The following is a 20,771-nucleotide window of genomic DNA, read 5'->3' on the forward strand; positions in this document are numbered from 1 at the left end:
ATGGCTGATAAACCGCTAGCAGGTGCAGGATTACGTGGGCAGAGTGCGGGCTCGACGGCGCTGTGTACCGTGGGTAAAACTGGTTCCGGCTTGACCTATCGCGGCTTCGACATCAAGGAGCTGGCTGAGAAAGCCAGGTTCGAAGAAGTAGCGTACCTGCTGCTCAAGGGCAAACTGCCCAATCAGGCGGAGCTCGATCATTACATCACCAAGCTGAAAGGTCTGCGTGGGCTGCCCGAGGCCCTGAAGACGGTGCTCGAGCAGATTCCGAAGGACGCCCATCCCATGGATGTGATGCGTACCGGTGCCTCCATGCTGGGCAATCTGGAAACCGAAGAGAGCTTCGATCAGCAGCAGGACGTGGCGGATCGGCTGCTGGCGGTGCTGCCGTCGATCATCTGCTACTGGTACCGCTTCAGCCACGACGGCGTGCGCATCGACACCCAGACCGACGACGACTCGGTGGGCGGTCACTTCCTGCACATGCTGCGTGGTGAGCCCGCTTCCGAGCTGCATGCTCGGGTCATGAACGTCTCGCTGATTCTCTATGCCGAGCACGAATTCAATGCCTCCACGTTCACCGCACGGGTGTGTGCCTCGACGCTGTCGGATATGCACTCCTGTGTCACCGGGGCGATTGGCTCCCTGCGCGGTCCGCTGCACGGTGGCGCCAACGAGGCGGCCATGGCGATGATCGAGCACTGGCGCTCGCCCGAAGAAGCCGAGCAGGAGATGCTCGGCATGCTGGAGCGCAAAGAGAAGATCATGGGCTTTGGCCATGCCATCTACCGTGAGTCCGACCCGCGCAATGCGATCATCAAGGAGTGGTCGAAGAAGCTGGCGGACGACGTCGGCGACACCGTGCTCTACCCGGTATCGGTACGTTGCGAAGAGGTCATGTGGCGGGAGAAGAAACTGTTCTGCAATGCCGATTTCTTCCACGCCAGCGCATACCACTTCATGGATATTCCGACCAAGCTGTTCACGCCCATCTTCGTCATGTCGCGGCTGACCGGCTGGGCCGCCCACGTATTCGAGCAGCGTGCCAATAACCGCATTATTCGCCCCAGCGCCGACTACATCGGCCCGGAGAAGAGCGAATGGGTGCCCATTGAAGCCCGTGACTAGGCGTTTGGCTCTGTGACCAAGTGAGAGGCATCATGAACACGAATTATCGCAAACCGCTGCCGAATGTGTCGGTGGCGGGCGCACCAGTGGACTTTTTCGATACACGCCAGGCCGTCGAGGAGATTCAGCCCGGTGCCTATGCCCAGTTGCCCTATACGTCTCGGGTGCTGGCCGAGCAGCTGGTTCGGCGCTGTGATCCGGCGCTGCTGACCGACGCCCTCAAACAGCTGATCGAGCGCAAGCAGGAGCTGGACTTTCCCTGGTACCCGGCCCGGGTGGTGTGTCACGACATCCTGGGCCAGACCGCGCTGGTCGACCTGGCCGGGCTGCGCGACGCCATCGCGGAGAAGGGCGGTGACCCTGCCAAGGTGAACCCGGTGGTGCCGACGCAGCTGATCGTCGACCATTCGCTGGCCGTGGAGCACGCCGGTTTCGAGAAGGACGCCTTCGAGAAGAATCGCCAGGTGGAAGATCGGCGTAACGACGACCGCTTTCACTTCATCAACTGGACCAAGCTGGCGTTCGAGAACGTCGACGTGATTCCTCCCGGCAACGGCATCATGCACCAGATCAACCTGGAAAAGATGTCTCCGGTGGTGCAGTGCCGCCCGGATGAGCAGGGCGTGCAGGTGGCCTACCCGGACACCTGCGTGGGCACCGACAGCCACACGCCCATGGTGGACGCGCTGGGCGTGATCTCCGTGGGGGTAGGGGGGCTGGAAGCCGAGAGCGTGATGCTGGGGCGCGCCTCCATGATGCGCTTGCCCGATATCGTGGGTGTCGAGCTGACGGGTAAGCTGCAGCCCGGTATCACTGGCACCGACATGGTGCTGGCAATTACCGAGTTCCTGCGCCGCGAGCGCGTGGTCGGCGCCTATCTGGAGTTCTTCGGGGAAGGTGCCGACGCGCTGTCGGTGGGAGATCGGGCAACCATCTCCAACATGACCCCGGAGTACGGTGCCACGGCGGCGATGTTCTATATCGACGACCAAACCATCGACTACCTCAAGCTGACCGGCCGTGACGATGAGCAGGTAGCCCTGGTGAAGGCCTACGCCCAGCATACCGGGCTCTGGGCCGATGACCTGAAGCAGGTTGTCTACGAGCGCATCCTGCGCTTTGACCTGTCCAGCGTGACGCGTACCCTGGCGGGGCCTTCCAACCCCCATGCCCACCTGCCCACCACGGAGCTTGCCAAGCGCGGCATTGCCGTTGGGTTGGACAAGGCTCGGGAAGAGGAGGCCGCAGGCAGGATGCCCGATGGGGCGGTGATCATTGCGGCCATCACCAGCTGCACCAATACGTCCAATCCACGCAACATGGTGGCGGCAGGCCTGATTGCCCGAAACGCCAACCGCCTTGGGCTGACCCGCAAGCCGTGGGTCAAGACCTCGCTGGCTCCGGGGTCGAAGACGGTCAAGATGTACCTGGAAGAAGCCGAGCTGATGAGCGAGCTGGAAGCGCTGGGCTTCGGCGTGGTGGCATACGCCTGCACCACCTGCAACGGCATGTCCGGCGCATTGGAGCCTAGTATCCAGGAGGAGATCATTCGTCGCGATCTCTATGCCACGGCGGTGCTGTCGGGTAACCGCAACTTCGATGGGCGTATCCACCCTTACGCCAAACAGGCGTTTCTGGCCTCGCCGCCACTGGTGGTGGCCTATGCCATTGCGGGCACCATCCGTTTCGATATCGAACAGGACGTGCTGGGTCACGACGCCCAGGGCAATCCGGTCACTCTCAAGGACATCTGGCCGGAAGACAGCGAGATCGATGCCATCGTCAAGGCGTCGGTGAAGCCGGAGCAGTTCCGTGAAACCTACATTCCCATGTTCGACCTGGACAAGCGTGCCGGGCCTCAGGTGAGCCCCCTCTACGAGTGGCGCCCCCAGAGCACCTATATCCGGCGGCCTCCCTATTGGGAGGGCAACATGGCCCGGGAGCGGGGGCTGAAAGGCATGCGCCCGCTGGCCATCCTGCCGGACAACATCACCACGGACCACCTGTCGCCGTCCAATGCCATCCTCATGGACAGCGCTGCTGGCGAGTATCTCCACGCCATGGGCTTGCCGGAGGAGGACTTCAACTCCTACGCCACCCACCGCGGTGACCATCTGACCGCCCAACGTGCCACTCTGGCCAATCCCAAGCTCTTCAATGAGATGGTGCACGACGAACAGGGCAAGGTCATGCAAGGCTCGCTGGCGCGTATCGAGCCGGAAGGCACCGTGACCCGCATGTGGGAAGCCATCGAGACCTATATGGCGCGCAAGCAGCCGCTGATCATTATCGCGGGTGCCGACTATGGTCAAGGGTCGTCTCGTGACTGGGCGGCCAAGGGTGTGGCTCTGGCCGGGGTCGAAGCGATCGTGGCGGAAGGCTTCGAGCGTATCCACCGCACCAATCTGGTGGGGATGGGCGTGATGCCGCTGCAGTTCGAGGAGGGCACGACCCGCAAGACGCTGGCGCTGGATGGCACCGAAATCTACGACGTGGAAGGAACGCCTGCCCCCAGAGCCCAACTGACGCTGGTGATCCATCGCCAGCAGGGGGCTGTGGAGCGTGTGCCGGTGGTGTGCCGCCTGGACACCGCCGAGGAGGTCACCATCTACTCCGCCGGTGGTGTGCTGCAACGCTTTGCGCAGGATTTTCTGGAATCCAGCGCCGCTGTCTAGCCGCGTTGTCCCAGCGTAGCATCGGAAGGGAAAGCCCAACGAGTGAACATCGACGGCCTGACGCGTGTCAGGCCGTTGTCAGGAGAGTGACCATGGCGCACGCAGCGCAGATGAGTATTCCCGCCACCTACATGCGAGGTGGCACCAGCAAAGGGGTGTTTTTCACCCTCAGTGACCTGCCTCCCGCAGCGCAGCAGCCGGGTGAGGCGCGAGACAGGCTGCTGTTGCGGGTAATGGGTAGCCCCGACCCCTATGAAAAACAGATCGATGGGATGGGCGGTGCCACGTCCAGCACCAGCAAGGCGGTGATTCTCTCGAAAAGTACTTCCCCGGAGCATGATGTGGATTACCTGTTTGGGCAGGTGTCCATCGACAAGCCTTTCGTGGACTGGAGCGGTAACTGCGGCAACTTGTCTGCGGCGGTGGGCCCCTATGCCGTGGCCAATGGATTGGTCGACCCCGCGCGGGTGCCTGAAAACGGCGTCGTGGAAGTGCGCATCTGGCAGGTCAACATACAGAAAACCATCGTGGCCCAGGTGCCGATCAGCCACGGCGCCGTTCAGGAAACCGGAGACTTCGAGCTGGATGGCGTCACCTTTCCTGCTGCCGAGATTCCGGTGGCATTTTTGGATCCTGCCGACGGTGAGGGGGCGATCTTCCCCACGGGGCAGCCGGTGGATGAGCTGGAGGTGCCCGGCATCGGAGTGCTCAAGGCGACGCTGATCAATGCGGGTATTCCTACCGTGTTCATCGACGCGCAAGCCCTGGGCTACAGCGGCTGTGAGCTGCAAGAGGCGATCAACGGCGACCCGGATGCACTGGCCAGGTTCGAAAGAATACGCGCCCATGGGGCCGTCAAGATGGGGTTGATTGCCCATGTAGCCGAGGCCGCCAGCCGTCAGCACACGCCCAAGGTGGCGTTCGTGGCACCCCCGGCTGGCTATACGTCTTCCAGTGGGAAGCGGGTCGAGGCCGAATCGATCGATCTGTTGGTCAGGGCGCTCTCCATGGGCAAGTTGCATCACGCCATGATGGGTACTGCGGCCGTGGCCATTGCCGCAGCAGCGGCCATTCAGGGGACGTTGGTGAACCTGGCCGCAGGCGGCAGCGAACGGGAGTCGGTCACTTTTGGTCATCCTTCCGGCACGCTCAGGGTAGGGGCCAAGGCCAGTCTGGTGGAGGGGCGCTGGCAAATCGATCAGGCGGTCATGAGTCGTAGTGCCCGGGTATTGATGGAAGGGCGAGTACGCGTGCCTGGTGATGTGCTGTAATCGACGGCAGGCACTGCTTTGACCACCCTGGTGCCCCTTGCCGAATGGTGCCCGTCACGGTATGGGCGTAAGGCTTGCCGTGACGGGCGGGGTGGTCATGATGTTGCTTGTGATGTGATTAATCCTCTACCACGACCTGGTCGCGCATCCGGTCAACGGTGGCCGGGCCGATACCGCTGACCCGTGTCAGGTCGTCAGCGCTCTCGAAAGCGCCGTTGGTTTCACGCTCCTCGATGATGGCGGCCGCCCGGCTGGGGCCAATGCCCGGCAGTTCCGCCAGCAGCTCGGCGTCGGCACTATTGACATTGATGGGGGCGATTGCCTGGGCCAGCGCGGCACTGGACAAACCCAGGCACAGTGACATCACGAGTGCGGCTACAAATCCCTTGAATGTTTTCTGCATGTGAAGTACCTCATCAGTGTTGGTTCGTCGCTCGGCTCGCCAAGAGCCGAGCCTCCTTGATCGCCAGCAGGACCGAATTGCTTGCGTCCTTAGTCAACTTAATCTTTAGGCGCGCCTCGCGCTGTAAGCCATTGCCGATAGTTTTTGTAATCCGTTTGCCATGAGGGGTGTCGGCAATCGCTTACACAGCCCCCCGGCGAGGGCTGGTACACTAGGCAAGCGGCAGACCGTCGCCCATTGAACGGGTTCTTGATAGGCATGAACCTTTCCACTGTTGACATAACGAGCACGGAGTAAGCGCGTGTCCACCGACTCACCTCTCATCATTGCCCTTGATTACCCTTCGCTTGACGCAGCGCTGTGCATGGCCGATCAGCTCGACCCGGCCCGTTGCCGTGTGAAGGTAGGCAAGGAGCTGTTCACACGTAGCGGCCCAGCGGTACTGGAGGCGTTGCATGGCCGGGGCTTCGAAGTGTTTCTGGATCTCAAGTTTCACGACATTCCCAACACCGCTGCCAGCGCGGTGCAGGCGGCGGCAGAGCAGGGGGTGTGGATGGTCAATGTTCATGCCTCCGGTGGGCGCAAGATGATGGAGGCTGCAGCGCAGCGATTGGCAGATCATCGTTTGAGCACGCACTTGATCGCCGTCACCGTACTGACCAGCATGCAGGAAGACGACCTGGCCAGTGTTGGCGTGAACGGTGGGGTCGACGCCCAAGTGGCCCGCCTCGCGGCGTTAACACATGCCAGTGGCCTGGCCGGGGTAGTGTGTTCTGCCCACGAGGCGGCGTCTCTCAAGGCCGAGTATGGCGATGCTTTCCTCAAGGTGACGCCGGGAATTCGTCCCCATTTCGCCGTGGCCAATGACCAGCAGCGCATCATGACGCCTGCAGAGGCCATGCAGGCGGGTAGCACTCATCTGGTCATCGGCAGGCCGGTCACTCAGGCAGAAGACCCAATGGCAGCATTGGTCGCTATCGAAAGCGAGCTGGCGAGCGTCTGAGGCAGGAGGCGAGCGGCTATTCGCCCTGAACGCCCGTGACGGGTTTGATGGTGCCCCAGCGTCGGCAGCTGGGGCACTGCCAGCTCAGGCTGTCGCTGTTGAAGCCGCAGCGGCGGCAGCGGTGACGATGTCGGCCGGACAGCAGCTGGTCCGTGTGATGCTTGAGCAGCAGTAGCCGTGTGTCGGGAGAAGCTTTGCCTGACAGTTTCTCGCTTTCGAGATAAAGGTCCACCAGATAGTCGAGGCCGCCCAGGCTCGGCGCTTCTCGTAACCAGGTGCCGATCCGCTCGATGGCGCTGTCGACGCCTTCTCTTTGGTGGATCAGGGCTCCCAGGGTAATCATGACGCTGGTGTAGGGGGCTTGCCCCAACAGCCGATACAGATGGTTTTCCAGGCCGTCCAGGTCATCGTTGCGGGTATAGGTGCGCTGCAAGACCGGCAGCATGGTGGGAACGTGGGCGATATCCTGTTGAGGAATTTGGTCGAGCCGCTCGATGGCCTTGGCATTGTGGCCGTTCTCCATGTCCAGCTCGGCCAGCAGAAGCGTGGCGCGGACGCAGCGCTCATCGAGCTGCAGTGCCTTTTTCAGGTGTTTGCGAGCCAATGGGCGGCTTGCCTGAGAGATCTCCTGTTCTGCCAGTTCACACAGCCAATGGGCTGCGGGGCGGCGCATGGCTGGCTGCAGCTTGATCAGGGGTTGGGCGGTCTCCAGCGCTGCATGCCAGTCGTGTTCTTTCTCCAGCAGGTCGATCAACAGTCGGCGTGCTTCCAGGCACAGTGGCTCGTTGCTTGAGTGCTCGAGAACGCTGCCCAGCAGTCGCTGGGCGCGATCATGCACGCCCAGTGCCATGAAGTCGCGGGCCAGCTCCAGTTGAACGTGTTCGTTGGTTTCTGTCGACAGAGAGGGGCGGGCCAGCAGGTTTTGATGGATGCTGACGGCCTTGTCCGCTTCACCGCGGGCGCGAAACAGCTTGCCCAGGGCGATGTGCGTCTCTACCGTCTCGCTATTGATGTCGAGGGCATGGATGAAGGTATTGATGGCTTCGTCGGGCTGCTCGTTGAGTAGATAGTTCAGCCCTACGAAGTACTCCCGGGATAGATCAGGTGGACGTGACAAGGGGGCCTGCCGCTGGCGCCTGGTCGCATGCCTGACCCCAAGCGCAAAGCCCAACACAATGGCGGTCAACAGCACGCCCAGCAGCACGGCATCTTGCATTTATGCCAGTTCCTTGAACTCCTGGGTGCGGAGGCGGTCGAGCTCCTTGCGCTGCTGCTTGTTGTGGCGTTCGCTACGCACCAGCTTGGCTCTTAGGCGTACGTACACGCCCAGCATGGCGATCATGCCGACCACCACGCCCAGCGTCAGCGTTGCCAGCAGCCAGACCGACAGCGACACGGCAGGCAGCTCTGTCCAGATCAGATTCAAGGCAATGGCTTGCTGATTATTGACGGCAAACAGAATGCCGACCAGCAGCACTATCAGTAGAATGACGGCTAGAATTAGCCCTTTGATCCAACGCATGTGTGTTTCCTGGTTAGTGGCGTTCACGGTAGTGCTATTGTGGCTGAGTCCAAGCGTGACGTCATCCTGAAGAACGTCGCAGGGGCCGCTTGCTCAGGTTCAATAGCCTAGCGCTCGGCTGGCATCCACCTGTTCCCGGAGCTCTTTGCCGGGCTTGAAGTGGGGGACATATTTGCCGTCCAGTTCCACTGGGTCGCCCGTCTTGGGGTTTCTGCCGGTGCGTGGCTCGCGGTAGTGAAGTGAAAAGCTGCCAAAGCCACGTATTTCGACTCGCCCGCCGCTGGACAAGGCATCGGTCATATCATCCAGGATGATGCGCACTGCCGTTTCGACTTCCTTGGCGGACAGCTCCGGTTGACGCATCGCGATTTGTTCGATTAGTTCAGATTTGGTCATCGGTTGGCTCCCTGCAAACGTTAAAGGCCGTTCTTACGCATGCGACCTCGACACCATCGAGATCAGCATACTTCGCCAAACGGCATAAAACAATTCAGATAAAACAAGGTACTAGCTTGGTGAACACAAGGCTGGGTAACAGCATAGGCGAAGCCGAGCGCTGGCGCGACCCTGTCGCTCCGGTATACTGCCTTTTCATTCCCTTTACGTGGAGAAGTGGCGTTGAACGACGATACATCCCCAGCAGCTGTGCTGCGCAAGCGGCTCTATTGGCACTCCCGTCGTGGCATGTGGGAGTTGGACTTGCTGTTGATTCCGTTTCTGGAAGCACGCTTCGAGTCACTCACCCATGAGCAGCAGCAGACCTACCAGCGGTTGATCGAAGAAGAAGACCAGGATTTGTTCGTTTGGCTAATGCACCGCGAGTGGCCGGAGGATCCGGAGCTGCGCCAAATGGTCCAAATGATCGTCGAGCATGCAGAAGCCACCGATAACACTGCCTATCGTACGCTCTAACGTGGCCAGCGGCGTTCATGCAGCATTGTTGATGGGCTGCATGGCGGTGCTGATGCTCCTCGTCAGCGCTGCTTGGATCGGGGTGGCCTTGGTGGTGGGGTTGGCGGTGTGGTGGGTCAGCCGCTGCCGTCAGCCGGCAGGAACATTGCAGCTTGTGCATACAGGGCAACACTGGGCGGCAAGCTGGTTGTTGCCTACTGGTGAACTGGGCCCCGAGCAGCCTGTGCGCTGTGACTATCTGGGGCCCTGGTTGGTGGGGCTGCGTGTCGGCAGGCAGCGTATCTGGATATGGCCTGACAGCCTGCCTGCCGCAGAGCAGCGCCAGCTGCGCCGCTGCCTGCACCGTCCTGGTCGTTAGTGAGCCTCTTGGGCCAGGTCGCTCAGCGTCAGCCGCGAAGGTTGGCTGTCTGGTTGGGCCGAGGGCCAATCGGTGGAGTAATGCAGGCCGCGTGACTCATGACGCTGCAAGGCTGCCAGCGTCGTCAACTGTGCCAGCGCCAGTGCCTGGCCTAGCTGAAGGCTGTCGGGGTGCCGCCGCTCAGGATCCAGCGCTTTCAGGTTCTGCGCCATGTTCTCCAGCGCCGCATGAGCGCTGTTCAAGCCCTGCTCGCTGCGCACGATGGAAACATGCTGGCTCATCACGCTACGCATGGCGTTGCGTAGCGCGTCGAGGGCGTTCCGATCCACCTTGATGTGTGCATCAATGGGCCTGTCAGCCAGCGCTTCAGATAGTTGGCAAGGCGCCGTCTGCGGCTGGCTGAGCAGATGCAGGGCGCAGCTGCGGGCGTAGACCAGGCACTCCAGCAGAGAGTTGCTGGCCATGCGATTGGCGCCGTGCAAGCCGGTATAGGCGGTCTCGCCGATGGCGTAAAGGTTTGCCACGTCGGTTGCGCCTGCGCTATTGGTGGCAATGCCGCCGCAGCTGTAGTGAGCGGCGGGCACCACGGGAATGGGTTCCTGGGTGATGTCGATGCCCCGTGATGCGCAGTGGGCCAGGATGGTCGGGAAGTGGTGGCGTAGGTTGGTGTCGCCCAGGTGGCGGACGTCCAGCCAGACATGCCCCAGCGTACCCTGCTGAATATTGGCATCGATGGCGCGGGCCACAATGTCCCGAGGGGCTAGTTCGGCACGCGCATCCAGCGCCAGCATGAAGCGCTCTCCCGCTTCGTTGAGCAGGTGGCCGCCTTCTCCTCGCACGGCCTCGCTGATCAGAAACGCAGGGCCGTCAGGGTCAAACAGGCAGGTGGGGTGAAACTGCTGGAACTCCAGGTTGCACAGGGTAGCACCCAGCTCGGCAGCCATCATCATGCCTTCACCGCTGCTGGGGGCGGGAGTCGTCGTATGGCGATACAGGCCGCTGGCGCCGCCCGTTGCCAGTACGGTATGCGTAGCCAGCAGGTGGTGAAGATTGCCGCCGCTGTCGATGCCCAGTGCACCCAGGCAGTGGCCAGAGGCGTTCTGGAGCAGGTGCAGAATGGTCAGGTCGCTGCGCTGGGTGATGTTGGGGTGGACAGCGACTTTATCCAGCAGCGTATCGACCACGGCGCGGCCTGTGGCATCGTCGGCATGAATGATGCGTCTTGCGTTATGGCCGCCCTCTCGGGTGAGGTGAAAGGGGTAGCGGGCGCCGGGGTCCGGGTCTGGGGTAAACGGCACGCCATTGTCGATGAGCCACTGAATGGCCTGGGGGCCGTGGTCGACCGTAAAGCGTACGGCCGCTTCATCGCACAGGCCGTCCCCGGCAATCAGCGTGTCCTGGACGTGGTCTTCGAGCTGGTCGTCCGGGGATAGAACGGCGGCAATGCCGCCCTGGGCCCAGCGGCTGGCTCCCTTGTCGTCCTGGGCGGGGCGTACCAGTAACACCGAGCGTTGGTTGGCCACTTCCAGTGCCAGCGTGAGGCCGGCGACGCCGCCACCAATAATGACGATGTCGGATGTTGACGTGCTCATTGGCCCCGCTCCTCCATGACTAACAAGTACAAGTGGATGGCTAGCATCAAAAAGAACAGATGATAGGCGATGGCCAGACACAAAAAAAGCCGCGTCGATCAGATGATCTCGCAGCGTCGTTGTCTTGCATATTGGTGCCCGGAGCCGGACTTGAACCGGCACGGAGTTACCTCCGAGAGATTTTAAGTCTCTTGCGTCTACCAATTTCGCCATCCGGGCAGTGTGTCGAAAAAAATCGATACACTGGGAAATGGAGGCTGGAGTCGGAATCGAACCGGCGTACACGGAGTTGCAGTCCGCTGCATAACCACTCTGCCATCCAGCCTGACAAGTCATTGGATTGAACCAAATTGGAGCGGGAAAGGAGATTCGAACTCCCGACCCTCGCCTTGGCAAGGCGATGCTCTACCACTGAGCTATTCCCGCTTGACTCGAGGGCGAATTATACGCATCGCCCAGCGATTGTCAATCAATCAATTCGTTAAGTGCTTAAAAAAGCGAGCTTAGCCCGACTACATCGAGCGGCTAAGGTGCGGCCATGCTGCACGCAGGTACTGAATCATGGACCACAAGGTCAGGGTCGCCGCAGCATACAGGATAGCCACGCCCAGCATGGCCATCTCATGGCCTGGCGGAAACGCAAGTAGTACCAGAATGGCGACCATCTGCAGCGTGGTCTTGAGCTTGCCGATCCACGACACGGCCACCATGCCACGTTTGCCCATTTCGGCCATCCACTCCCGAAGGGCCGAAATGACGATTTCTCGACCGATAATGACCAGCGCGGGGAGCGTCAATATCAGCGTGTCGAAGCGCTCGATGAGCAGCGCCAGTGCCACTGCGACCATCAGCTTGTCGGCTACCGGGTCCAGAAATGCGCCAAACGGTGTCGATTGGTTCCAGCGGCGGGCAAGATAGCCGTCCAGCCAGTCCGTCACCGATGCCAGGGCAAACAGCCCGGCGGCCATCGGCATGCTCCAGCCAAAGGGCAGGTAGAAAAGCACTACCAGAAGTGGGATGAACGCGATTCGTGCCAGTGTCAGTATGTTGGGTATATTCATCGCAGGGCGCGATCCTTGCCGGAGAATCATGAAAGTCGGAGTGTAATGTGCCCGGTCATTCTATCCCCCTTGGCGCATTGCATCCATGTTAACCACCGCTTTATCCGTTCAGAGTGACATAAATCGTCTCTGCCAGGGCGGCGCTGATGCCCGGCACCCGAGTGAGTTCGTCACGGCTGGCCTTTTGCACGCCCTGCAGGCCGCCAAAAAACTTGAGCAATTCGCGGCGCCGCTTGGGGCCGATGCCGGGAATATCCTGCAGGGTGGACGTGCGCCGCGCCTTGTCACGCGCTGCGCGATGCCCGGCGATGGCGAAGCGGTGCGACTCATCACGAATATGCTGAACGAGGTGCAGGGCAGGTGACGCGGGCTCCAGTACCAGCGGGTTGTCGCTGCTTTCCAGAAACAGGGTTTCGAGCCCAGCCTTGCGCGTGGTGCCCTTGGCGACGCCCAGCAGCACGATCCCTGTTACCTGCAGGTCGGTCAGCACTTGCCGTGCCATGTTCAGTTGCCCCTTGCCACCATCCACGATCAGCACGTCAGGTGCAATGGCTTCGCCGCTTTTTACGCGCTTAAGGCGTCGCGTGAGCGCCTGCTGCATGGCGGCGTAGTCATCGCCTGCGGCCACGCCTTCGATGCGAAAGTGGCGGTAGTCGCTCTTGCGTGGCCCCTGATGGTCGAACACCACGCAGGAAGCCACGGTGGCTTCGCCCTGGCTGTGGCTGATGTCGAAACACTCCAGACGCTCCGGCAGTGAGGGTAGCCCCAGCGCTTGCTGCAGTGACGTGAAGCGTTCGGTGAGCTGCGTGGTGTTGGCCAACTGCGAGGCGAGCTGCTGCTCGGCATTGGTCATGGCCAGGTGCTGCCACTGGGCACGATGACCGCGTACCTGGTGGGTCACGCGGACTTTTTTGCCTGCCTGTTGGGCAAGCGCGTCGGCAATCAGCGCGCTGTCTTCCAGCGGGAGATTGGTGATCACTTCGCTGGGCACGCTATGGGGCTGGCCGAAATAGTATTGGCTGACCACTTCGGTCAGCAGTGCCTCAGGGGGGAGGTCAAGGTCGTTTTTGGGGGTGTGATGCCGCGCGCCCAGCAGGCGCCCATCGCGGACGCTGAGGATGGAAATGCCCAGTGCGCCGGGGCGTTGAGCCAGCGCAAAAATATCTGCATCGCCGCTCTCGTTATCGACGAACTGGCGCTGCTGCATTTGACGCAGCTGCTGGATCTGGTCACGCAGGCGGGCGGCTTCTTCAAAATCGAGCGCCCGGCTCGCCGCCTCCATTTCTGCGGTGAGTAGCTGCGTGACGTGTTCGCTCTTGCCTTCCAGACACATGACCGCATGGTCGACATCCCGCTGATACTCTGGCTGTGAGATGTAGTCCACGCAGGGGGCGCTACAGCGTTCGATCTGGTACTGCAGGCACGGACGGGAGCGATGGGCGAAGACGCTATCTTCACAGTTGCGGATACGAAAGATTTTCTGCATCAGGGTCAGGCTCTCCCTGACCGCGCCGCTGCTGGGGTAGGGGCCGAGGTATTTGCCGTCACCACGCCGTTGCCGGGCGCGCTTGTACTCCAGAGCGGGGTAGGGGTGGCGGTCGGTCACGAATACGAAAGGATAGGATTTGTCGTCCCGCAGCAGGATATTGTAGGGCGGGCGTAGTTCCTTGATCAGCGTCTGTTCCAGCAGTAACGCTTCGGTTTCGCTGCGCGTGACGGTGATCTGAATATCGGCAATGCGCGAGACCATGGCCTGGGTCTTGGCATTGAGTTGGCCGCGGAAATAGCTGGCCAGGCGTGCCTTGAGGCGTTTGGCCTTGCCGACGTAGAGCGTGTTCTGCTGTTCGTCGAGCATTTTATAGACGCCGGGAGAGGCGCTGACGGAGCTGAGGAACTGCTTGGCATCAAAGGGCATGGCGAATCAACGGCGCTTCTCATGGGCAGAAGCAGCGATGGTAGGTCTATCCCAGGATGGCGTCAAAGCCCTCCACCAGCCCGTGGCGCAGAGCGAGGTGCGTCAACTCTACGTCGGTAGCCACTTGTAGCTTGTCAAACAGGCGGTAGCGGTAGGTATTGACGGTTTTAGGGCTCAGGTGCAAACGGTCCGAGATGTCCTGTACGCGCTGGCAGTTGACGATCATCAGCGCGATTTGCAGTTCGCGATGCGAGAGGTGGCTAAAAGGATTGTCTTCATCATCGAAGTGAGAGAGGGCCAGCCGCTGGGCGATTTCCTGGCTGACATAGCGGCGTCCGTGAAACACCTGGCGGATGGCCTCGGTCATTTCCGTGGCGTCGGCGCCCTTGCTGAGAAAGCCGGATGCGCCTGCTTCGAGCATGCGCCGCAGTACGCTATCTTCAAGGTGTGCCGTGAGGATAATGACTTTTACGTCCGAGAGCGTGCGATTGATGCGTCGGGTGGCTTCTAGGCCGCCGATGCCCGGCATGCGAATATCCATCAGCACGATGTCGGGCTTCAATTGTCGGCTTTGCGTCACTGAGGTTTCGCCATCATCCACTTCACCCACAATCTTGATATCGCTCTCTTCGTTCAGCAGGTGGGCGATACTGGTTCTCACCAGGTGGTGATCATCGGCAATTAAAACGTTGATCAAGGGACTGGCTCCTGCAGGTAATCATCGTGAACTAGGGCGATACGCACGCTGCGTGGGTATAGAGTGCCACAGCTCTTGGCAAAGGAGAATTAGTCAATGCTTGTTCACTTTATTTCTTGACCTCACGCAAGTGCTGGAGTAATATTCGCACCGCTGCCGCAATGGCAGCGTGTGGGGCCTTAGCTCAGCTGGGAGAGCGCAACACTGGCAGTGTTGAGGTCAGCGGTTCGATCCCGCTAGGCTCCACCAAAATTTCGAAGCGCTGCGTATCTTACGCGGCGTTTTTTTGTTGCGTGTTTCATATGGCGGTATGGCTGCTTGCCATCCAGCTCTTGCGCTGCCGATGCCCGCTCACAGGGTGAGCAGGCATTGTCGTCACTAGGCGTCTACCTTGCCCAGCAGCAGAAACTCGATCAAGGCTTTTTGTGCGTGCAGACGGTTGCCTGCCTCTTGCCAGACCACGGCGCGGGGGTCGTCGAGCAGCGTATGGCTGATCTCTTCGCCGCGATGTGCTGGCAGGCAGTGCAAGAACAGGACGTCCGCGTGAGCGCTATCGAGCATCGCTTCGGTTACCTGGAAGCCCGCGAAATCGGCTTCTCGCTTCGCTTGCTCCTGCTCCTGGCCCATGGAGGCCCAGACGTCGGTAGTGATCAGGTCAGCGCCTTGAGCGGCTTGCTGTGGGTCGCGCAACAGAGTGATGCAGTCGCCGGCGGCTTGCATGATGTCGTCGCGGGGCTCGTAGCCTTCCGGGCAGCAAATTCTCAAGCGGAAACCGAACTGGCGGGCAGCATTGATCCACGAGTGGCACATGTTGTTGCCATCGCCGATCCATACGGCGGTCTTGCCCTTGACGCTGCCGCGCAGCTCGGTCCAGGTCATGACGTCTGCCAGCAATTGGCAGGGGTGGTAGTCGTCGCTGAGGGCATTGATGACCGGCACGCTGCTGGCGCTGGCGTACGCTTCCAGCCCTGCATGGGAGAAGGTGCGGATCATCACTGCATCGACCATTTCAGCCAGCACGCGGGCGGTGTCTTCGATGGGCTCGCCGCGGCCCAGTTGGGTGTCGCGGGGAGACAAAAACAGGGCGTGGCCACCAAACTGGGCCATGCCGGTCTCGAAGGAAACACGGGTGCGCGTGGAGGACTTCTCGAAAATCATCGCCAGAGTGCGGTTGGGCAGCGGCGTGTAAACCGGTCCGTTGGCCTTGAGATCCGTCTTGATCTTGATGGCGCGCTGAATCAGATAGTCCAGCTCTTCAGGGGTCAAATCCAGCAGGGTAAGGAAATGGCGTGTCGCCATGGTGACGTCTCTCCGCGCAAAAACACCATCCTAGCGAGGCCGCAGGGGATGCGCAACGCAAGCGGCATGCGTAGAATATCCGCCACGCAATAGGACCGAGTCGTTTGCTCAGGTATTGACCTGCATGATCAAGACTGACGATGACCCGGTCGCAGGGTTAAAGCCAGTGGCCGAATTGCGTACACTGGAAGAGACCATATCTTTTATCGAGGAGCATCCCATGAGCACCACGGCTGACAATATCCAGCGTCAAATCACTGAAAACCCGATTCTCATCTACATGAAAGGCACGCCTCAGTTGCCGCAGTGTGGTTTCTCTGCGCAGACGGTTCAGGCGCTGATGAGCTGCGGTGAGCGTTTTGCTTTCGTCAACGTGCTGGACAATCCCGATATTCGTGCCGAACTGCCTAAAATTGCCAACTGGCCTACCTTCCCACAGCTGTGGGTAGAAGGGGAGCTGGTCGGCGGATGCGATATCGTGATGGAAATGCACCAGAGTGGCGAACTCGAGAAGTTGATCAAGCAAGCTGCCCAGCGTGCAGGCGCTGCTGAAAACGGCACCGACGCCTAACCCAAGAACAGCGCCCAAGGAAGTTTTGCTCCATGAGCTATCAGGTTCTGGCCCGTAAATGGCGGCCACGCACATTCCACGAGCTTGTGGGGCAGGCCCATGTCCAGCGCGCCCTGGTCAATGCTCTTGACCAGGGGCGTTTGCACCACGCGTACCTGTTCACCGGCACGCGTGGCGTCGGCAAGACCACCCTGGCACGGATATTGGCCAAGTGCCTGAACTGCACCGCCAATGGGCGTGGTGACGAGGGCGTCACGTCGACCCCTTGTGGCCAGTGCCCCAGCTGTGAGGCGATTGATCAGGGGCGCTTCGTCGACCTGATCGAAGTCGATGCCGCGTCGCGAACCAAGGTCGAAGATACCCGCGAGCTGCTGGACAACGTTCAGTACGCGCCTACCCAGGGGCGTTACAAGGTGTATCTGATCGACGAGGTGCACATGTTGTCGACCAGCAGCTTCAATGCGCTGCTGAAGACACTGGAAGAACCCCCGCCCCACGTCAAGTTTCTGCTGGCGACCACTGACCCGCAAAAATTGCCTGCCACCGTGCTCTCCCGGTGCTTGCAGTTCACTCTGAAGCACATGCCACCTGAGCGGGTGGTGGAACACCTCAGCTTCGTGCTGGGTAAAGAAGGCGTCGAGTACGATGAGAGTGCGCTTTGGTTGCTGGGCAAGGCTGCGGCGGGCTCGATGCGCGATGCCATGAGTCTGACCGATCAAGCCATTGCTTTTGGTCAGGGGGCGGTACGCCATGGCGATGTTGCGGCCATGCTGGGTACGCTGGATCACCGTCACGTACTGGCGCTGGTAGAGGCGCTGGCGAACGTGGACGTTCAACAGCTGCTGCAGGAGGTCGCTCAGCTCGCCGAGCAGGGGCCGGACTTTGCCGCCGTGCTGGATGAGCTGACCGCCATTTTGCACCGGCTGGCCGTTGCCCAGATGGTGCCCGATGCAGTGGATAACAGCCACGGTGATCGCACCCAGATTCAGCAGCTGGCTGGGCGCTTTACCGCCGAAGACCTGCAGCTTTACTACCAGATCGGCATCCAGGGGCGGGGTGACATGGCGCATGCCCCTGACCTGCGCAGCGCGCTGGAAATGACGCTGTTGAGGATGCTGGCGTTTCGCCCGCAAGGGGTTCCAAAACCGCCCACGGTGCCGCTGCCGCTGCGTCGTGAACCGGCGGTGGACCCGGCTGCTCAGCCCCCGGCCGTTGAGCCCGAGGTAAAAAAGCCTGAGCCTGCGCCGTCCGCTGCGCAGGCTGCACCGCCGCAAACGCCTGTTGAGCGGGTATCTGCTGCGCCGCCCCAAAACGCACCAGAGAGTCGCTCACCAGAGAGTCGCGCTGCTGTGGCGCAGCCGACAGAGGAGCCGCCGCCCTGGTCGCTTGACGAAGTGAATCAGGCCGCCATGCTCGCGCCAGAGCCAGAGCCAGAGCCAGAGCCAGAGCCAGCGCCAGCGCCAATACACCCGCATCCCCAGGCTACGCCGTCGGCATCCCCCACGTCGGCAGGCCCGCTGGATCATGCCGGATGGCTGGAATGCTTTGATGCGCTGGGCCTCGGAGGGTTGACCCGCAACCTCGCGGCACACTGCCAGGTGGAAAGCGATGATGGCGCCACGCTGGTGCTGCGCCTGGACCCATCGCAGTCGGCCATGCAGGCTGAGGTGCACAACCAGCGCATCGAACGCGCGTTGACCGGGATTGGTCTGCCCAGAAAAGTACGCTTTGAGGTGGCAGCGCTGGACGCGGGTATCGAAACTCCACGGCAGCAGGAAGAGCGTCTTCAACAAGAGCGGCATGCCGAAGCGGTTGATCTACTTTATCGTGACCCCAATATTGAGAAGTTACGTCACGCTTTTGGGGCTACGCTGATTGAGTCGACGGTAAAACCCGCATCGCACTCTTGACCCCATCACTTCAGTCATATCACTCAGGAGATCACCGCATGTTCAAAGGCGGAATGGGCAACATCATGAAGCAAGCCCAGGAAATGCAGGAAAAAATGCAGCGCGCTCAGGAAGAGGTCGCCAAGGCAGAAGTGCATGGTGAGGCGGGCGCTGGCATGGTGAAGGTCGTCATGAACGGCCGCCACGATGTGATCAGCGTGGCCATCGACCAAAGCGTCATGGAGGAAGACAAGGAGTTGCTGGAAGACCTGCTGGCCGCGGCCGTCAACGACGCTGTGCGCAAGGTAGAAGCCAACTCGAAAGCCAGAATGGAAGAGGCAACGGCGGGCCTTAACCTTCCGCCCGGCTTCAAGATGCCGTTCTGATCCATGCGCTTTTCCCCCCTCGTAGAGCAGTTGATGGATGCGTTTCGCGTGCTGCCCGGCGTTGGGCCCAAGACGGCCCAGCGCATGGCGATGCACCTTCTGGAACGTGAGCGCCCCGGCGGGCAGCGGCTTGCCGAGGTGATCCTGCGTGCCATCGAAGACGTGGGTTATTGCCAGCACTGCCGCACCCTCACCGAGGCCGACATATGCGCCTTGTGCGAGAGCCCGCGCCGCGACGACAGCTTGCTGTGCGTGGTCGAATCGCCAGCGGATCAGCTCGCCATCGAAGAGGCGGGCGGCTTTCAGGGTCGCTACTTCGTGCTGCATGGTCATCTTTCACCGCTGGACGGTGTAGGCCCTGATGCCTTGGGCTTGGCGCTGCTGGAAAGCCGAGTGGCCGAAGGGCACATTCGCGAGATCGTGCTGGCCACCAACCCCACGGTAGAAGGCGAGGCGACGGCGCACTACATCGCCGCCCAGCTTGCCCAGTACGGCGTGGCGTTTTCTCGTCTTGCTTACGGTGTGCCCATGGGGGGGGAACTCGAGTATGTGGATGGTGGCACTCTGAGCCGTGCCTTTAACGGTCGTCAGCCTTTTGCTAGCGATTAAGTCGGATAAAACGCAAGCGCCAAGGCGGTTGTGACAACCTGGAAACTCGAATTGTCCTCTTCAACCTCCTCCTTGTACCAATGGATCGACAGCGCCGAGGCGCTGGATGCCGCCTGCCAGCAGGTGGCCAGCGCAGAGGTCATTGCACTGGATACCGAGTTCTTTCGTGAGAACACCTTCTTTCCCGTGCCTGCGCTCATTCAGTTTGCCGGGGGTGAAACCGCCTATCTGGTAGACCCCCTGGTGACGCCCTGTACGCCCGCTTTCAAGGCTCTGTTGCAGAGTCGGGTTCCCAAGCTGCTGCATGCCTGCAGCGAAGACCTCGAGGTGTTTCAGCACTGGGCGGGAACGCTGCCGACGCCGCTGATCGACACCCAAGTGGCGCAAGCCTTTCTGGGCGAGAATCCGGGAATGGGGTATCAGAAGCTGGTAGAGCACTGGATAGGTGACACGCTGCCCAAGGAAGAGACTCGCTCCAACTGGTTGGAGCGGCCTTTGACCGCGTCGCAGTGTGAATATGCCGCGCTGGACGTGACCTACCTGCTGCAGGTCTGGAAGCGTCAGGCCGCCCAATTGTCCGAGCTTGGGCGGCTTGGCTGGGTCGAGGAAGAGTGTGCAGCACTCATCGAGCAGGCAGGTCGTGACGAAGAGAGCGATGGCCAGTGGTATACCCGTCAGCGTCAGCTGTGGCGTCTGGCACCACGCCAGTTGGAAGCGTATCGGCTGATGACCATCTGGCGGGAAGGGGAGACCCGGCGGCGTGACCTGCCGCGCAACTGGCTGGTCAGCGACAAGCTGTTGTTTGCCGTGGCCGAAAAAATGCCCGGTAATCGCTATGAGCTGGCAGAGGTGGAGGGCGTCAAGCCCACGCTGGTCAAGAAGGAGGGTGATGCCCTGCTAGGCTGGGTGAAGCAGGCGCAACATTGTCCTGAAAGCGCCTTGCCTGCTCGCTGGCCTGACCCCATGCAACCGCCTTTCAAGCGCCGCTTCAAGGCCATCAAGCAGGTCGTGGCAGAAAAGGCTGCGGCCCTGGGGATTGCGCCGGAAATGCTGCTTCGTCGTCGTGATATCGAAGCGCTGGTCATGCAGGCCATGGCCGGCGAGCCGCTCGATGAGCGGCACGGTTGGCGCGGAGTCTGTCTGGGTCAGGACCTTCAACGAGCCTTAGAGGAAACGTCGGAATGAGCGAGAAGTTACTTTGCGAGATTTTTAGAAGCTCACGAAAAGAAGAGATGTACCTTTACGTGGACAAGCGCAAGGGCCTGGTAGACGTGCCCGAGGCCTTGATGGCGACTTTCGGCAAGCCCGTCCCGGTGCTGACCATGATCCTGACCGAGGAGAAGTCATTGGCACGCGTGGCCGCCCGCGATGTCATGGCGGCCATTGAAGAGCAGGGGTTCTACCTCCAGATGCCCCCCGCCAAGGAGTCGTACCTGCTGGACCTGCATCGCGCTGAATCTGCCCGCCGCTCGTGATGATG

General features: G+C 61.0%; 21 protein-coding genes and 4 tRNA genes. 13 read left to right on the top strand and 12 right to left on the bottom strand.

Annotated elements, in window-relative coordinates; genetic code table 11:
• The 3 genes from prpC (at window position 1) to prpF (ending at window position 5,074) form a co-directional block, all read left to right on the top strand.
• Entirely contained in the window at window positions 1-1,128 is a 1,128-nt protein-coding gene (gene prpC, locus CWI66_RS08080; protein WP_081138341.1) for a bifunctional 2-methylcitrate synthase/citrate synthase, read from the top strand.
• A 32-nt stretch (window positions 1,129-1,160) separates the two neighbouring features.
• Window positions 1,161-3,803 carry a Fe/S-dependent 2-methylisocitrate dehydratase AcnD gene (gene acnD, locus CWI66_RS08085; RefSeq protein WP_100731405.1) on the top strand — a complete coding sequence of 881 codons (2,643 nt, stop codon included), beginning with the start codon at window positions 1,161-1,163 and terminating at the stop codon, window positions 3,801-3,803.
• Between the two features lie 92 nt (window positions 3,804-3,895).
• Window positions 3,896-5,074: a 2-methylaconitate cis-trans isomerase PrpF gene (gene prpF / locus CWI66_RS08090; protein ID WP_100731406.1), complete on the top strand. Its 1,179-nt coding sequence runs from the start codon at window positions 3,896-3,898 to the stop codon at window positions 5,072-5,074.
• A 118-nt stretch (window positions 5,075-5,192) separates the two neighbouring features.
• On the opposite strand, the gene CWI66_RS08095 is transcribed toward prpF, so the two are convergent.
• On the bottom strand, window positions 5,193-5,477 hold the full coding sequence (locus CWI66_RS08095; RefSeq protein ID WP_016914360.1) for a ComEA family DNA-binding protein: 285 nt from the start codon (window positions 5,475-5,477) through the stop codon (window positions 5,193-5,195).
• Between the two features lie 301 nt (window positions 5,478-5,778).
• On the opposite strand from CWI66_RS08095, the gene pyrF reads away from it, so the two are divergent.
• Window positions 5,779-6,480 (top strand): orotidine-5'-phosphate decarboxylase, encoded by a 702-nt coding sequence (pyrF, locus tag CWI66_RS08100; protein ID WP_081195692.1) that lies wholly within the window; start codon window positions 5,779-5,781, stop codon window positions 6,478-6,480.
• Between the two features lie 16 nt (window positions 6,481-6,496).
• On the opposite strand, the gene lapB is transcribed toward pyrF, so the two are convergent.
• The 3 genes from lapB to CWI66_RS08115 all read right to left on the bottom strand — a co-directional run bounded on the left by lapB (window position 6,497) and on the right by CWI66_RS08115 (window position 8,398).
• Window positions 6,497-7,696, bottom strand: coding sequence for a lipopolysaccharide assembly protein LapB (gene lapB / locus CWI66_RS08105; protein WP_100731407.1), 1,200 nt, complete (start codon window positions 7,694-7,696; stop codon window positions 6,497-6,499).
• Entirely contained in the window at window positions 7,697-8,002 is a 306-nt protein-coding gene (locus CWI66_RS08110) for a lipopolysaccharide assembly protein LapA domain-containing protein (protein ID WP_081138351.1), read from the bottom strand.
• A 99-nt stretch (window positions 8,003-8,101) separates the two neighbouring features.
• Window positions 8,102-8,398: an integration host factor subunit beta gene (locus tag CWI66_RS08115; RefSeq protein ID WP_016914356.1), complete on the bottom strand. Its 297-nt coding sequence runs from the start codon at window positions 8,396-8,398 to the stop codon at window positions 8,102-8,104.
• A gap of 222 nt (window positions 8,399-8,620) precedes the next feature.
• Here CWI66_RS08115 and CWI66_RS08120 point away from each other — a divergent pair, with 222 nt between their 5' ends.
• Both CWI66_RS08120 and CWI66_RS08125 read left to right on the top strand, forming a co-directional pair.
• Window positions 8,621-8,914 carry an FAD assembly factor SdhE gene (locus tag CWI66_RS08120; protein ID WP_081138353.1) on the top strand — a complete coding sequence of 98 codons (294 nt, stop codon included), beginning with the start codon at window positions 8,621-8,623 and terminating at the stop codon, window positions 8,912-8,914.
• Window positions 8,874-9,272, top strand: a complete 399-nt coding sequence (locus CWI66_RS08125; RefSeq protein ID WP_232710797.1) for a hypothetical protein — start codon at window positions 8,874-8,876, stop codon at window positions 9,270-9,272. The genes CWI66_RS08120 and CWI66_RS08125 overlap by 41 nt, the downstream gene beginning before the upstream one ends.
• Here the strand turns inward: CWI66_RS08125 and nadB are convergent.
• The 7 genes from nadB to uvrY form a co-directional block, all read right to left on the bottom strand.
• Entirely contained in the window at window positions 9,269-10,864 is a 1,596-nt protein-coding gene (gene nadB / locus CWI66_RS08130) for an L-aspartate oxidase (protein WP_100731408.1), read from the bottom strand. The two genes, CWI66_RS08125 and nadB, sit on opposite strands and share 4 nt — an antisense overlap.
• A gap of 132 nt (window positions 10,865-10,996) precedes the next feature.
• A tRNA-Leu gene (locus CWI66_RS08135) sits at window positions 10,997-11,083 on the bottom strand.
• Window positions 11,084-11,115: 32 nt separating this feature from the next.
• Window positions 11,116-11,189, bottom strand: a tRNA-Cys gene (locus CWI66_RS08140).
• Between the two features lie 26 nt (window positions 11,190-11,215).
• Window positions 11,216-11,290: transfer RNA gene (locus tag CWI66_RS08145), tRNA-Gly, on the bottom strand.
• 86 nt (window positions 11,291-11,376) lie between these two features.
• Window positions 11,377-11,925 (bottom strand): CDP-diacylglycerol--glycerol-3-phosphate 3-phosphatidyltransferase, encoded by a 549-nt coding sequence (gene pgsA, locus CWI66_RS08150; protein WP_016914352.1) that lies wholly within the window; start codon window positions 11,923-11,925, stop codon window positions 11,377-11,379.
• 100 nt (window positions 11,926-12,025) lie between these two features.
• A complete protein-coding gene (uvrC, locus tag CWI66_RS08155; RefSeq protein ID WP_016914351.1) occupies window positions 12,026-13,840 on the bottom strand; it encodes an excinuclease ABC subunit UvrC in 1,815 nt (604 codons plus the stop codon).
• A 46-nt stretch (window positions 13,841-13,886) separates the two neighbouring features.
• Window positions 13,887-14,537, bottom strand: a complete 651-nt coding sequence (gene uvrY / locus CWI66_RS08160; protein WP_016914350.1) for a UvrY/SirA/GacA family response regulator transcription factor — start codon at window positions 14,535-14,537, stop codon at window positions 13,887-13,889.
• Window positions 14,538-14,710: 173 nt separating this feature from the next.
• On the opposite strand from uvrY, the gene CWI66_RS08165 reads away from it, so the two are divergent.
• A tRNA-Ala gene (locus tag CWI66_RS08165) sits at window positions 14,711-14,786 on the top strand.
• 129 nt (window positions 14,787-14,915) lie between these two features.
• Here the strand turns inward: CWI66_RS08165 and argF are convergent.
• Window positions 14,916-15,836 carry an ornithine carbamoyltransferase gene (argF, locus tag CWI66_RS08170; protein WP_081138359.1) on the bottom strand — a complete coding sequence of 307 codons (921 nt, stop codon included), beginning with the start codon at window positions 15,834-15,836 and terminating at the stop codon, window positions 14,916-14,918.
• A 220-nt stretch (window positions 15,837-16,056) separates the two neighbouring features.
• Here argF and grxD point away from each other — a divergent pair, with 220 nt between their 5' ends.
• Genes grxD through CWI66_RS08200 form a run of 6 tightly spaced genes read left to right on the top strand, consistent with a single transcriptional unit; the run spans window position 16,057 to window position 20,766 of the window.
• Window positions 16,057-16,407, top strand: coding sequence for a Grx4 family monothiol glutaredoxin (gene grxD, locus CWI66_RS08175; protein WP_016914348.1), 351 nt, complete (start codon window positions 16,057-16,059; stop codon window positions 16,405-16,407).
• Window positions 16,408-16,439: 32 nt separating this feature from the next.
• A complete protein-coding gene (gene dnaX / locus CWI66_RS08180; RefSeq protein ID WP_100731409.1) occupies window positions 16,440-18,317 on the top strand; it encodes a DNA polymerase III subunit gamma/tau in 1,878 nt (625 codons plus the stop codon).
• A 38-nt stretch (window positions 18,318-18,355) separates the two neighbouring features.
• Window positions 18,356-18,682: a YbaB/EbfC family nucleoid-associated protein gene (locus tag CWI66_RS08185; RefSeq protein WP_016914346.1), complete on the top strand. Its 327-nt coding sequence runs from the start codon at window positions 18,356-18,358 to the stop codon at window positions 18,680-18,682.
• A 3-nt stretch (window positions 18,683-18,685) separates the two neighbouring features.
• Complete coding sequence (gene recR / locus CWI66_RS08190) at window positions 18,686-19,291, top strand: recombination mediator RecR (RefSeq protein ID WP_081138363.1); 606 nt, start codon at window positions 18,686-18,688, stop codon at window positions 19,289-19,291.
• Window positions 19,292-19,342: 51 nt separating this feature from the next.
• Window positions 19,343-20,476 carry a ribonuclease D gene (gene rnd, locus CWI66_RS08195; protein ID WP_198517481.1) on the top strand — a complete coding sequence of 378 codons (1,134 nt, stop codon included), beginning with the start codon at window positions 19,343-19,345 and terminating at the stop codon, window positions 20,474-20,476.
• On the top strand, window positions 20,473-20,766 hold the full coding sequence (locus CWI66_RS08200) for a YcgL domain-containing protein (RefSeq protein ID WP_100731411.1): 294 nt from the start codon (window positions 20,473-20,475) through the stop codon (window positions 20,764-20,766). Before rnd ends, CWI66_RS08200 begins: the two co-directional genes overlap by 4 nt.
• Window positions 20,767-20,771: the final 5 nt, after the last annotated feature.

Origin of the sequence: Halomonas sp. 141 (assembly GCF_002810305.1) — a bacterium.
GTDB lineage: Bacteria > Pseudomonadota > Gammaproteobacteria > Pseudomonadales > Halomonadaceae > Vreelandella > Vreelandella stevensii.

What these genes read in the sequence shown, in the direction of transcription:
- prpC (WP_081138341.1), top strand. Translation starts at nt 1, where the DNA reads ATGGCTGATAAACCGCTAGCAGGTGCAGGATTACGTGGGCAGAGTGCG.
- acnD (WP_100731405.1), top strand. Translation starts at nt 1,161, where the DNA reads ATGAACACGAATTATCGCAAACCGCTGCCGAATGTGTCGGTGGCGGGC.
- prpF (WP_100731406.1), top strand. Translation starts at nt 3,896, where the DNA reads ATGGCGCACGCAGCGCAGATGAGTATTCCCGCCACCTACATGCGAGGT.
- CWI66_RS08095 (WP_016914360.1), bottom strand. Translation starts at nt 5,477, where the DNA reads ATGCAGAAAACATTCAAGGGATTTGTAGCCGCACTCGTGATGTCACTG.
- lapB (WP_100731407.1), bottom strand. Translation starts at nt 7,696, where the DNA reads ATGCAAGATGCCGTGCTGCTGGGCGTGCTGTTGACCGCCATTGTGTTG.
- CWI66_RS08110 (WP_081138351.1), bottom strand. Translation starts at nt 8,002, where the DNA reads ATGCGTTGGATCAAAGGGCTAATTCTAGCCGTCATTCTACTGATAGTG.
- CWI66_RS08115 (WP_016914356.1), bottom strand. Translation starts at nt 8,398, where the DNA reads ATGACCAAATCTGAACTAATCGAACAAATCGCGATGCGTCAACCGGAG.
- CWI66_RS08125 (WP_232710797.1), top strand. Translation starts at nt 8,874, where the DNA reads ATGCAGAAGCCACCGATAACACTGCCTATCGTACGCTCTAACGTGGCC.
- nadB (WP_100731408.1), bottom strand. Translation starts at nt 10,864, where the DNA reads ATGAGCACGTCAACATCCGACATCGTCATTATTGGTGGCGGCGTCGCC.
- pgsA (WP_016914352.1), bottom strand. Translation starts at nt 11,925, where the DNA reads ATGAATATACCCAACATACTGACACTGGCACGAATCGCGTTCATCCCA.
- uvrC (WP_016914351.1), bottom strand. Translation starts at nt 13,840, where the DNA reads ATGCCCTTTGATGCCAAGCAGTTCCTCAGCTCCGTCAGCGCCTCTCCC.
- argF (WP_081138359.1), bottom strand. Translation starts at nt 15,836, where the DNA reads ATGGCGACACGCCATTTCCTTACCCTGCTGGATTTGACCCCTGAAGAG.
- grxD (WP_016914348.1), top strand. Translation starts at nt 16,057, where the DNA reads ATGAGCACCACGGCTGACAATATCCAGCGTCAAATCACTGAAAACCCG.
- dnaX (WP_100731409.1), top strand. Translation starts at nt 16,440, where the DNA reads ATGAGCTATCAGGTTCTGGCCCGTAAATGGCGGCCACGCACATTCCAC.
- CWI66_RS08185 (WP_016914346.1), top strand. Translation starts at nt 18,356, where the DNA reads ATGTTCAAAGGCGGAATGGGCAACATCATGAAGCAAGCCCAGGAAATG.
- recR (WP_081138363.1), top strand. Translation starts at nt 18,686, where the DNA reads ATGCGCTTTTCCCCCCTCGTAGAGCAGTTGATGGATGCGTTTCGCGTG.
- CWI66_RS08200 (WP_100731411.1), top strand. Translation starts at nt 20,473, where the DNA reads ATGAGCGAGAAGTTACTTTGCGAGATTTTTAGAAGCTCACGAAAAGAA.